A 12,745-nucleotide genomic window follows, 5' to 3' on the forward strand; every position below is an offset into this window, starting at 1 on the left:
ACTCCACGCAATGTTGATCAGGTAATCATGAACAGCCAAAACGCTCAGATGAAACATGAGCGTCAGGCCGATTGATTGCGATAATATTCAAAGGTAACTGGCCCTCAGAGCCAGCCGCCCAATTCCCGGCGGACAACGTGTTCGATCACCTTCATGCCCAGGTCGCTGTCGTTCAGACACGGAACATGGGTGAAATTGCCACCACCGTTTTCCTCGAAGATCTCACCAACCTCGCCCGCGATCTCCTCGAGAGTCTCAAGACAATCGGCAACAAAACCGGGATTCATCACCGCGACGTTTTGGACGCCATCCTTTGCCAATTGCTCGACTGTCTTGTCTGTATAGGGCTGCAGCCACTCCTCCGGTCCGAATCGGGACTGGAATGTGACGCGGAGTTGCTGGTCATCCCATCCGAGGACCTCACGCATCAGGCGCGTCGTTTTCATGCAATGACAATGATAGGGGTCGCCGCGCTTGAAGTAGGATTGCGGAATACCGTGATAGGACGTCAGCAGCACATCCGGTTTGAAGTCCAGTGTGTCCAGGTGCTGTTTGACGGATTCGGCCAGCGCGGTCACGTAGACCGGATCATCGTGATAGGGCGGCACGGTCCTTATCGCCGGCTGCCACCGCATCTCCAGCAGGGTTCTGCAGACGACGTCATTGACGGTTGCCGTGGTTGTTGCCGAATATTGCGGATAGAGCGGAAACACAAGAATCCGGTCGCACCCTTCCTCCTTGAGTGCCTTCAACTTGTCAGGGATCGAAGGCTGACCGTAGCGCATCGCCCAATCAATCTTGAGCCTGCCGCCTTCATCACCGAGAACCTCGGACAGCTTGTCGGACTGACTGCGCGTGATGGTACGCAGTGGGGACTCGTTCTTCTCGTTGTTCCAGATCTCGTCATAAGCCTTGCCGGATTTACCCGGACGGGTCATCAGGACAATTCCGTAAAGGATCGGATACCAGATCGCCCTCGGCCATTCGATGACACGCTTGTCGGACAGAAACTCACGCAGGTAACGGCGCATCGGCCAGTAATCCGTTGCATCCGGGGTCCCGAGATTGACCAGGAGCACACCGACCTTGCCGCTTTTCACCGGCGGGTGGTTCTCAGGCAGATCCAGTTTGCGGAACTCAGCGGCCCTCTCGGCCGAAAGCGAAGTGGTCGGTTGAACGTTCATAAGCGCGGATTGTCCCTCAGCGGCTAGTCCTCTGATGCCATACATAGGCCAAGGCAAAGCCGAGGCCAATGCGGCATTTTTCATACGCTTGGCGAAAAGGACAGATCACCGGCGGACACGCTCGGACGGGAAAGAAAGCCGGAGATGCACGGCAGCCGTTGTTGTTCCAACGGACAGACGCCGATTTGCACCGCCATCACGGTCGAACGCCGCGGGACCTGAGCCCCTTGATTCAAGAGCGACTAACTGGACCAGCAGTTCCTCACGAAGTCATCGACAAAACGAACAGGCGGTTCGGACCGGTCTCTGCGCTGCGCCCGGCAGGAGAATCATCGAAGATGAGTTATGCAAAAACGAGGTACTTTCGCGCAATCAGGACCCGTAAACACGATCTGGCTTCAGTCAAGGCGCCTCAACGTGGTCAACCATACTCTCTCTCATCGGCAATGACCTTGCCGTCATTAGGCAAGGCACCGGGAGACACGATCTGAACATCGCCGCTGAGCCGGGTGACATCCCTGAGCGTTGTGGCCACCCTGTCGGTCAGCCCGTCCCCATGCGCTTCCGTTTCAACGGAAAGCACCATCGCATCCGCCTCACCGGCACGGCTGACCGCCAGGCGCGCCTTGCTGACTTCAGGATGCGCCGCGACAATCTGGGCAATCTGGGCAGGGTCGACAAACATTCCCTTGATCTTCGTACGCTGGTCCGCTCGTCCCATCCAGCCCGCGAGGCGCATGTTGGTCCGCCCGCAGGGTGACTGGCCCGGAATGACTTTTGACAAATCGCCTGTTCCGAACCGGATCAGCGGATAAAGCCTGTTGAAGTTGGTAACGACCAGCTCGCCAACCTCACCGTCTGCAACCGGTTCCCCGGTGCCTGGACGCACGATTTCAACGATGTAGTCTTCGTTGACGACCATACCCTCGCGAGCCTCGGTTTCGTAGGCGATCACTCCAAGATCTGCCGTCGCATAACACTGGCCGACCTGAATCCCCTGGTCTTCATATTCCTGCCGCAGCGAGGGAAACAACGCCCCACCGGAAACAAGAGCCTTTTTGATGGAGGAGACATCCCGGCCTTGTTCCCGGCCACGGTCAAGGAGGATTTTGAGGTAGTCGGGTGTCCCGACAAAACCGGTGGGCTTCAAGACTTCCAGGGCTTCCACCTGCGTGTCGGTATTGCCGACGCCTGCTGGAAAAACAGTGCACCCCAGAGCAATCGCACCCTGGTCCAGAATGAACCCGCCTGGCGTCAGGTGGTAGGAGAAGGCATTCAGGACCACGTCCCCTTTGCGGAATCCCGCGGCAAACAGACTGCGTGCCCCGTTCCAGGCATCCAGGCCAGGCGCCTGTGGTTCCCAGATCGGACCCGGGGACATGAAAACGCGCGCGGCTTCGGAAAGTTCACCGGCCAGATAACCGCCAAAGGGAGGGTTGGCCTTCTGCCGATCCATCAGGTCGGATTTGCGCAATACCGGCAGGCACGACAAAGCGTTTCTGTCGCGAGTGCCGGAGAGATCGCAACCTCGCAGCTGCTCTGCCCAGCCATCGGCATTTCCGGCCGCATGTGCCAGAAGTTCCGGCAACCTGGCAAAGAGATCCTGTTCACGCTGAGCGGGATCCTGCCGCTCGCGTGCATCAAACTGTTGGTCGCTCATGGTCGTCTCCGCTATTTCCGCCCTGGGTCAGAAAACCGTCAGGCTAGCCAGCGCTTCCTTCGTTTGTAATGTTTGACATTCCGGAACGAACGGCGGCCTTCGCCGCCGACGCCCAGGTAGAATTCCTTCACATCCTCGTTTTCACGGAGCGCCTTCGCGTCCCCGTCGAGCACGATGCGTCCCGATTCCAGGATATAGCCATAGGTGGCGTATCTCAGCGCCACATTGGTGTTTTGTTCCGCCAGCAGGAAGGAAACCCCTTCCTTCTCGTTGAGCTGCCGGACGATTTCGAAAATCTCCTCAACCAATTGCGGTGCAAGTCCCATGCTGGGCTCGTCGAGCAGGATCATTTTTGGTCGGCTCATCAGGGCGCGTCCGATCGCGCACATCTGCTGTTCGCCGCCGGACGTGTAACCTGCCTGGCTCTGGCGCCGCTCCCTGAGGCGCGGGAAATAATTGTAGACCATCTCAAGATCGGCTTTCACAGCCGCATGACCGTCCTTGCGGGTATAGGCTCCGGTCAACAGGTTCTCCTCGATGGACAGGTGGCCGAAACAGTGGCGGCCCTCCATCACCTGAATGCAACCGCGCCGTACCAGTTCGTTGGGTGAGAGCGCCTGGACTTCGTCGTCGTCAAACAGGATCGTTCCCTTTGTCACCTCACCACGCTCGGCACTCAGAAGGTTAGAGACTGCCTTCAGCGTTGTCGTCTTGCCGGCGCCGTTCGCTCCCAGCAGTGCGACGATCCCGCCCTTGGGAACCGTAAGGGAAACACCCTTGAGAACCAGGATCACATGGTCGTAAATGACCTCGATATTGTTGACCGAAAGTATCGTTTCCGCAGCTTCTACCGCGTTGTCCGAACCGGCCTGATCTACATCCAGCAATGCCATTCCATTCTCTCCCGGGATACTCCGCCGCGCATTGTGCGCGGCGGAGCGATCTGCCTGATCAGTTCGGGCAGGGTTCCGTGCGCGCCGGCCACGGCGCATTCTTTTCCGCATACTCGGCGGCCGCCGCTTCCAGAAGCGGACGTACAAGATCGGTCATCGGCTCGATCCAGCCGGAAGCCTGACGCCACTGCTTGCCGTCCCACTCCTGAATGAAGACCGGGTGGCTGCCAGCGTGATCCTCGCAGGTGACCTTCATCGGGTGCGCAAAACCTGCCAGACCGAGTTCCTTCAGGCGGGCCTCGTCCAGGTTGAGCGCTTCAAGGCCCATACGCATGTCTTCACCGGTGATGACTTTCTTGCCGGTCAATTCCTGTGCAGTACGGATACCTTCGGCGATGATGACGGAGTTCAGAACACCACGATTGTAGAGGGTGCCGCCAATGGAACTCGCGTCAGTTGAACTCAGGCCGGCATCGACAACGTGTTTCTTGATGTCGTCAAGCGCCGGAAAGTCACTGCCGACTCCGGAGAAGTTCATGGCCTTGTAGCCTTTGGCACCTTCACCGCCAGCAGCGGCGTCGTCATCACCTGCTGACCACCAGACACCGATGAACTTGTCCATCGGGAAGCGGATCTTCACGGCTTCCTTGATGGCAGTCGGGTTCATCGCACCCCAGCCCCACATGACCATGTAGTCGGGACGGTCACGGCGTACGTTCAGCCATTGCGAGGACTGGTTCTGCATCTCCTTGACACCGACCGGATACTGCAGCAGCTCGAAGCCGTATTTTTCAGCCAGCTGTTCCAGCAGCGGGATCGGCTCGCGGCCATAACCTGCATCCAGGAAGATGTAACCGATCTTCTTGCCCTTGAGGTTATCAAGACCGCCTTCCTGCTCACCGATATACTTGATCACGACCGACGCGCCGTCCCAGTACGTGTCCGGCACGTTGAACACCCAGGGGAAGACGGACCCATCGGCAGCAGCCGACAGGCCGTAGCCCATGGACAGAACCGGGATCTTGTCGACACCTGCCTTCGGGATCAGCTGCAGGGTGATGCCTGTGGAATAAGGGTTATAGACCAGAGCACCCTTGCCTTTGGTCGCCTCATAGCACTCGACGCCTTTCTGGGCATTGTAACCGGTCTCGCATTCCTCGAGCTCCAGCTTCACGCCGCCGATACCGCCATCACGCTCGTTCAGCATTTTCAGGTAGTCATGCATGCCGTTGGCGATATGAATGCCTGAAGCCGCGAACGGACCGGTGCGGTATGTCAGCAGCGGCACATAGTTGGCGTCTTCAGCCTGGGCAACCGTTGTCGCGAGACCGGAAAATCCGACTCCAAGCGCAACAGCGGTTCCCAGCGCAATTTGCTTGATGCTTTTCATGTTTCTCCTCCCATGCGGCTCCGGACCATCCGGTACCGCCAGACCAGTTGCGCCATTCCTCCCCGGACAGGTCCGGGTCCGGATGACGTGCGATAAGGTTGGCCACCCTAATAGGGGAATGGCCAGACCCTGAGCTTTTGTTTCGCGATCTGCCAGAGCCGCGCAAAGCCGTGCGGTTCGACGATCAGGAAAAAGATGATCAGGGCGCCGACGATCATGAACGTGATGTGTTCAACGGTTTCGGCGGCCACATTGATACCAATGGTGCCCGGAATGAATTTCAGGAAAACCGGCAGGATCCAGATGAAGGCCGCACCCATGAACGCGCCGCTCAGGCTTCCCAGCCCCCCCAGGATGACCATGAACAGGATCTGGAAGGACAGGGATATCGAATAGGACGAAGGTTCTGCGGCATTCAGCCAGAAGAACACCATCATCGCGCCGGCGACGCCGCAGATATAGGACGACACGGCAAACGCCATCAGCTTGGTCTGGAGCGGGCGGATGCCCATGAGTTCAGCTGCGATGTCCATGTCGCGGATCATCATCCAGGAACGCCCGATCCGGCCGCGCAGGACGTTGGCCATCAGATAGGCGATCAGCGCGGTGATACCGAGCACGATGAAGTAGCGCACGATCGGCGTTGCTTCCGCACCGGAAACGACTACGCCAAAGGCCTCCCGGTGCGGGATCTCGATCGCGCCGGAGGCATTGTAGTTGTAGAGCCAGGGTATGCGGATGAAACACCACTCCAGGAAGAACTGGGCGGCCAATGTCGTCACGGCCAGATACAGACCCTTGATGCGCAGGCTCGGCAGACCGAACACGGCACCGATTGCGGCGGAAAACACACCGGAAAGCAGAACCATCAATATGACATTGGCGTCCGGGAAGATCGAGGTCAGCTTGTAGGCCGCATAGGCGCCCACACCCATGAAGGCCCCTGTACCGAGCGAAAGCTGTCCGCAAAAACCCGTCAGGACATTCAGGCCGATCGCCGCCAGTGAGAACACCAGGAACGGGATCATGATGGAGGTCAGGAAGAAGTCGTTGGCAAAGACGGGAATGACAACAAAGGCGACAGCCAGGATGACCAGAAGACCCACCCTGTCCTGCAGGATCGGCATGAGCGCCTGATCCGCCTTGTAACTCGTCTTGAATTGGCCAGCTTCGCGATAAAACATGAACTTGTACCTTAAACCCGCTCGATGATGCGTTCGCCGAAGAGGCCTTGCGGCCGGAACAGAAGGAAGATCAGCGCGATGATGTAGGCGAGCCAGGACTCGATGCCGCCGCCCACGAGACCGCCCCAGTAGAGTTCACCGATCTTCTCGCCGAAACCGATGATCAGACCGCCGACAATCGCGCCGGGGATGGACGTGAAGCCACCCAGGATCAGCACCGGCAATGCCTTGAAGGCGACGATTTCCAGCGCAAACGACACGTCGGAGCGCGCGCCCCACATGATGCCTGTTGCCAATGCGACGAGACCGGCTGCGAACCAGACGATTGCCCAGATCTGATTGAGTGAGATCCCCACGGAAAGCGCCGCCTGGTGATCGTCCGCGACCGCCCTGAGCGCCCGGCCGATTCGGGTCTTGTTGAAGAAGATACCTAGCGCTGCAACCATCAGAACAGCGATAACGGCTGCCGCGATGTCGATATGCTGCAGGATGACCAGCCCCCGTTCCCCGAATTCAATCGCGGTGGAGCCGGTCGGCAGACCGAGTTCCTCGGTGATCATCTGCTTCGGCTCGCCGCCGAAAACGAATTCTCCGAAGCCGATCAGGAAATAGGTCAGTCCGATGGTGGCCATCAGCAGGATGATGTCGGGCTGGTTGACCAGCGGACGCATGACGACCCGTTCCACGCCATAGGCGAGTATGCCCATCGCGGCAATAGTCAGGGCAAGTGCCAGATAGGCCGGTACACCGTTTTCATTGAGACCCACCAGGGTAAGACCGGCAAACACCACCATGATGCCCTGTGCGAAGTTGAAAACGCCGGAAGCCTTGAAGATCAACACAAAACCAAGTGCGATCAGGGCGTAGAGAATTCCGGCGACGAAACCTTCCCACAGGACTTGCAGGAAGAAGTCCGGCATCTCGTACATTTGCACGAAGGGATCGATGAAAATGTCGTAAAGCATGATTTTCCCTTCTAGTGGCTGACGCCGAGATAAGCGTCGATCACGTTCTGGTTCGCCTGAACTTCCTCAGGCGGACCGTCCGCAATCTTCTTGCCGTAGTCGAGCACAACGACCCGGTCGGACAGATCCATGACCACGCCCATGTCATGCTCGATAAGCGCGATCGTGGTGCCGAATTCCTGGTTCACGTCGAGGATGAACCGGCTCATGTCTTCTTTTTCTTCAAGGTTCATTCCGGCCATCGGCTCATCGAGCAGCAGGAGATCCGGCTCCATGGCAAGAGCCCGGCCGAGTTCGACCCGCTTCTGCAAACCGTAGGGCAAACGCCCGACAGGCGTCTTTCGGATCGCCTGGATCTCCAGGAAGTCGATAATGTCCTCGACTTTCCTGCGATGCTCGATTTCCTCGCGCTCGGCAGGGCCACGCCAGATGACCTGCCAGAAGAAATTCCGGTGCATCTTCAGCGAACGCCCGGACATGATGTTGTCGAGTGTCGTCATGCCCTTGAAGAGCGCAACGTTCTGGAAGGTCCGCGCGATGCCCTGGCTTGCCGCCTCATACGGCTTCATCTTCCGCCGTTCCTTGCCCCGCCAGGTGATCGTGCCTTCCTGGGGATGATAGAAGCCGTTGATGACATTGAGCATTGAAGTCTTGCCGGCACCGTTCGGTCCGATGATCGCGCGGATCTCGCCCTTCAGGATATCGAAGGAAATGTCTGTGATCGCCTTCACGCCGCCGAAGGACAGCGACACATTGTCGACCCTCAGCAACTCTTCGCTATTCGCCGTTTCGGGGACACCATCCGGTTTAGCTGTAATGTCTGTGGCAAAGGCGTTCATTCGGCGGCCTCCTGATAGTCTTTGCCGGGAACATGAGGCTCCATATCGCGGATTTCGACTGTCGCTTCGATGGCGCCCTTCCGGCCGTCCTCGAATGTCACCTCCGTGCGCACGTGCTTGGTTTTGGAACCGTCATAAAGCGCTTCGATGAGGGGCGCATATCGGTCTGCGATGAAGGATCGGCGCACCTTCTGGGTCCGCGTCAGTTCGCCGTCATCCGCATCCAGCTCCTTGTGCAGGATCAGGAATCTTCTGATCTGGGCACCGGCCATCATCGGCTCACGGGAAAGATCGCGGTTGACCTGGTCGACATGGCTTTCAACCATCGAATAGACATCCGGATGAGCTGCCAGTTCCTGATAGGAAGCGTAGTTGACGTTGTTGCGTTCCGCCCAGGACCCGACGGCAGTCAGATCGATATTGAGAAAGACCGCGACCACGTCGCGTTCGTGACCAAAGGCGACCGCCTCCTTAATATTAGGGAAGAACTTGAGCTTGTTCTCGATATATTTCGGCGCGAACAACGCCCCGTCGGTGAGTTTTCCGACATCCTTGGCCCGGTCAATGATCTTCAGGTGTCCGTTTTCCGCGATGATGCCGGCATCTCCGGTATGCACCCAGCCATCGGCCGTCTTGGTCTCTTTGGTGGCTTCGTCATTCTTGAAATAGCCGACAAAGACACCGGGCGAGCGGTACATGACCTCGCCGTTGTCGGCGATTTTCAGTTCGACGTCAGGCGCCGGTTTTCCGACCGTATCGCCGAAGATTTCCCCGTCAGGCTGAAGCGTAATATAGACGCTCGCTTCCGTCTGTCCGTAAAGCTGTTTCAGATTGAGGCCGAGCGAGCGATAAAAACGGAAGATCTCCGGACCGATCGCCTCTCCCGCCGTATAGCCGACTTTCATTCGCGTCAGCCCCATGCGATTCTTGAGCGGACCGTAGACCAGGAACTCTCCAAGCCTGTAGAGAAGACGGTCCTTTGCGTCGACGTCCTCGCCGTTCAGGATCTTTTCGCCCACCTTGCGCGCGATTTTCATGAAGTAGTCGAACATGGCGCGCTTGGTTTTGCCTGCATCTTCCATTTGCACCATGATGTGCGTCAGCAGCATTTCAAAGACCCTTGGCGGCGCAAAGAAATAGGTTGGTGCGATCTCACGCCGGTCAACATCGATCGTGTCAATGCTTTCCGGACAATTGACGCAATAGCCTGCGGTAAAGGCCTGGGCGAGCGAAAATACATGGTCGCCGATCCATGCCATCGGCAGGTAGGCAAGCACTTCCTCGGTCTCGTCAAGGTGATCAAACACGTTCGCATTGCGTGCTGAAACAGCCAGATTGTCGAACGACAACATGACGCCCTTCGGACGGCCGGTCGTTCCGGAGGTATAAAGCATCACGGCAACATCGTCGCCCTTGCCACCGGCAAATCCTTCCTCCCACTCCCTCGACAGCGAACTGTTCTGCGCCTGCAGTTCACGACCTTTGTTCTGCAAGGATTCATAAGAGTGCAGGTGAGTATGGTCGTAGTCGCGCAACCCGCGCATTTCGTCGTAAATGACATCTTTGAGTGTCGGAACCTCTTCGGACATCGACAGCAGCTTGTCGACCTGTTCCTGATCCTCTACGACCGCGAATTTCACTTCGGCATGACCAAGGACATACGCCATTTCCTCGGCAACCGAGTCGGAATAGACCGGCACAGGAACCGCCCCCACCGCCTGAGCGGCGACCATCGACCAGTAAAGTCGCGGCCGGTTCGCACCGACTATGGCAACCTTGTCACCAGCCTCAATCCCGAGTGACTTCAGTCCGATTGAAAACGCGCGGATTTCTTCACACACCTCGGACCAGGTCCAGCTTTGCCAGATCCCGAAATCCTTTTCCCGAAACGCTGTCCGGGTTCCAAGAACCTTTGCATTGTGCAACAGGATCTTCGGAAAAGTGTCCTCCCCGCGCGGTGAAGCGCTGGCCGACCCTACCATTATCTGTTTCTTCCCCTTGGACCATCGTTTCCGTACCCGCTTACACGAACCGTCAGATGTTCCGTCTTTTGTTTAACCGGTGCGTAATTTTGCAAAACGCACCGGTCTGGAAGGTGCCCCTGTTTCGGGGTCGTTCTTTCAAGGGGTATGAAACAGTCTGCCGCTGCAACCTTCAACAAGTAATTCGTCGAAGGCGATCACGGATCTTGCCTCACATCCTTGATAGAGAAGCTAGACCGGCCGATTTGCAGCAATATGATCCAACTGTTTCGAATTGTTTCAATTGCGCTGCAGCTGCGAACAGGCACATGCCGATCCGGTCTGTGAGCCTGTTTCCAGCTGCAGGCACATGGGGTTGCATTGCGGGTCTCACGAATTGTGTTCCTCGACCGATCCTGGAATCGGCCGAAATTTTCGTCAAAACCGCACCCACTGAGATGCAGCCTGTCCCGGACCGCTGATCTTTTTGAAAAATTCGTGACGTTTCTCTTGCACCCAACGGGTGGGCAGCAATGCGACCGGGCCTCTTTGCAGTCCAGCATACATCGCAACTTACCTTAGGTAATTGCGGCGGCATCGCTTCATGCGTATACTCGCAAAGCTGCTAAGACATGCAATTGCAACCGGTTAATTGATTAGCACAAAGGTACTAATCAGGGGGAAGCCATGCCTAAACGTCCAGCAAAGCCGAAAAAGTCCAAAAAAACCAAATCACCAAGTCAAAAACAGAACCTGCCTGCTTCGAACACCCTGGAAGCTGCGCCACGACTTGGAGACCATGTGCTTAACGTTCCGGCGGACATCACCGATTTGCGCGACCGCATGTATGAGCCTGCACTCCTGGCGCTCGACCTTTCCATGGACGCGCCCGATCCCGGTGTCAGTCCGATCCGCGACCAGGGAATGGAGGGAGCGTGCACCGGATTTGCACTTTCAAGTGCCATTACGCTGCTGAACAGACAACGTCACGCACGCCGGTCCCAACCGGACGAAGCCCCGATGGCAAGTGCACGCATGCTTTACGAAATGGCAAAGCTGAATGACGAATGGCCCGGCGAGGATTATGAAGGCTCCAGCATAAGGGCCGCGTTGAAGGGATTTTTCAACAACGGGGTCTGCAGCGAAGAACTGGCCCCCTATCGGGTGGGCGAGAAAAACTGGCACCTGACCAAGGACCGGGCGGTAGATGCCCGAAAGGTCGGGCTTGGTGCCTATTTTCGTCTGCGCCCGCAGATTATCGACTATCACGCCGCGCTCAACGAAACCGGTGTCATCTATGTATCTGCAATGGTCCATCGCGGTTGGCAAAATCCGCGGAACGGTGACATTGCTCCGTCCAACCTGACCGAGGGAGGCCATGCCTTCGTCATCGTCGGCTATGACGAACGGGGCTTCCTCATCCAGAACTCCTGGGGCGAAACCTGGGGCGGTTTCGATGGCCGACCGGGAATCGCCAGATGGCGCTACGAGGATTGGGCGGCGAACGTCATGGATGCCTGGGTGTTGAGGCTTGCAGTGCCGACCCCGGAGTCGTTCGATCTTACAGTCGGGGAACCTGACAGGAGCAGTCGCAGCCTGTTCGACAGTCCGAAAACGCGAGCTCCGCGTTTCGAGGAAATTGTCGGCCACATCGTTCATCTGGATGACGGCCGGCTTGTGGAGCGCGGGAAATACCCAACTCCGGAGGCAACGTTAAAGGAAACGGCGGATTTTCTCGCAGACGAGACGGCGACTGCAAAGCGCGACTACAAGCATCTGGTTTTTTATGCCCATGGCGGACTCAATGACCAGAATGCATCTGCAAATCGCGTTCGCAAGATGAAGGAAGTTTTCAAGCGGAACGGGATATACCCGATTCACTTCATGTGGGAGACCGGGTTCTTTGAAACCCTGACAGACATCATCTTTTCTTCCAACGCCAAGGCCGAAGCGCGTGTCGGGAGTGTTTCCGATTTCTTTGACCGCATGCTGGAATTCACCGCTCGCGGTCCGGGGCGGGCCGTATGGCGCGACATGAAGCGGGATGCGGAAAAGTGCTTTGCAGGGAGCAGCAGCGGCGGCACCAAAGCGCTCAAGATACTGCTCAAAGGCAACGCGCAGCGCAGCAACCCGCTCAAGGTACACCTGATCGGTCACAGCGCGGGCAGCATTCTGCTGGGCCATCTGCTGGGCAAGCTCAATGCCGCGAACCCGCTTGCTGTCCCGGTGCAATCCTGTTCCCTCATGGCCCCGGCCTGCACCAATGATTTCTTCATGACCCATTACACCGACAGGGTCGGGGACAAAAACGCGGCCGCCGGATTGTCGAAGCTGTGGCAATACAACCTGATCGATCAGCGCGAACGGGACGATTCCGTCGGCCCTTACCGGAAGTCGCTGCTCTATTTTGTCTCCAACGCATTCGAGGACGAAAAGAAAACGCCCCTTCTCGGCATGGAAGTGTTCGCGAACGACCTTGTGCTGAAGCCCGATCACACTCTCCATTATGCGGGTCGGGCCGACGCCATAACGGACAGCAAAACCCATGGCGGCTTCGACAATGACCGGGCAACCATGAACAATATCCTGAAAAATATTCTCGGCAGAAGACCCTCGGCCGCCAAAGGCTTCCAGCCGGAAGACGTGACGGGATACTAGGAATTTTCACC

General features: G+C 57.4%; 9 protein-coding genes. 1 reads left to right on the plus strand and 8 read right to left on the minus strand.

Annotated features, from left to right (window positions below):
• Positions 1–104: 104 nt before the first annotated feature.
• The 8 genes from hemH to ACO6TI_RS01530 form a co-directional block, all read right to left on the minus strand.
• On the minus strand, positions 105–1,184 hold the full coding sequence (gene hemH / locus ACO6TI_RS01495) for a ferrochelatase (RefSeq protein WP_055114344.1): 1,080 nt from the start codon (positions 1,182–1,184) through the stop codon (positions 105–107).
• Between the two features lie 421 nt (positions 1,185–1,605).
• Positions 1,606–2,844 (minus strand): phenylacetate--CoA ligase family protein, encoded by a 1,239-nt coding sequence (locus tag ACO6TI_RS01500; protein ID WP_422384202.1) that lies wholly within the window; start codon positions 2,842–2,844, stop codon positions 1,606–1,608.
• A gap of 38 nt (positions 2,845–2,882) precedes the next feature.
• On the minus strand, positions 2,883–3,737 hold the full coding sequence (locus ACO6TI_RS01505; protein WP_108875842.1) for an ABC transporter ATP-binding protein: 855 nt from the start codon (positions 3,735–3,737) through the stop codon (positions 2,883–2,885).
• Between the two features lie 58 nt (positions 3,738–3,795).
• Entirely contained in the window at positions 3,796–5,127 is a 1,332-nt protein-coding gene (locus tag ACO6TI_RS01510) for an ABC transporter substrate-binding protein (RefSeq protein WP_055114016.1), read from the minus strand.
• A 107-nt stretch (positions 5,128–5,234) separates the two neighbouring features.
• Positions 5,235–6,311 (minus strand): branched-chain amino acid ABC transporter permease, encoded by a 1,077-nt coding sequence (locus ACO6TI_RS01515; protein ID WP_055114018.1) that lies wholly within the window; start codon positions 6,309–6,311, stop codon positions 5,235–5,237.
• Between the two features lie 11 nt (positions 6,312–6,322).
• On the minus strand, positions 6,323–7,276 hold the full coding sequence (locus ACO6TI_RS01520; RefSeq protein WP_055114020.1) for a branched-chain amino acid ABC transporter permease: 954 nt from the start codon (positions 7,274–7,276) through the stop codon (positions 6,323–6,325).
• A gap of 11 nt (positions 7,277–7,287) precedes the next feature.
• Positions 7,288–8,115, minus strand: a complete 828-nt coding sequence (locus tag ACO6TI_RS01525; protein WP_422384203.1) for an ABC transporter ATP-binding protein — start codon at positions 8,113–8,115, stop codon at positions 7,288–7,290.
• The gene (locus ACO6TI_RS01530; RefSeq protein WP_055114024.1) at positions 8,112–10,097 is read right to left on the minus strand and encodes an AMP-dependent synthetase/ligase; all 1,986 of its coding nucleotides are present in this window, start codon (positions 10,095–10,097) and stop codon (positions 8,112–8,114) included. Before ACO6TI_RS01530 ends, ACO6TI_RS01525 begins: the two co-directional genes overlap by 4 nt.
• A gap of 666 nt (positions 10,098–10,763) precedes the next feature.
• Between ACO6TI_RS01530 and ACO6TI_RS01535 the strand changes: the two genes are divergently transcribed.
• Complete coding sequence (locus ACO6TI_RS01535; protein WP_422384204.1) at positions 10,764–12,734, plus strand: C1 family peptidase; 1,971 nt, start codon at positions 10,764–10,766, stop codon at positions 12,732–12,734.
• Positions 12,735–12,745 lie beyond the last annotated feature (11 nt).

It is taken from the genome of Roseibium album, assembly GCF_965233825.1.
GTDB classification, from domain to species: Bacteria; Pseudomonadota; Alphaproteobacteria; order Rhizobiales; family Stappiaceae; genus Roseibium; species Roseibium album.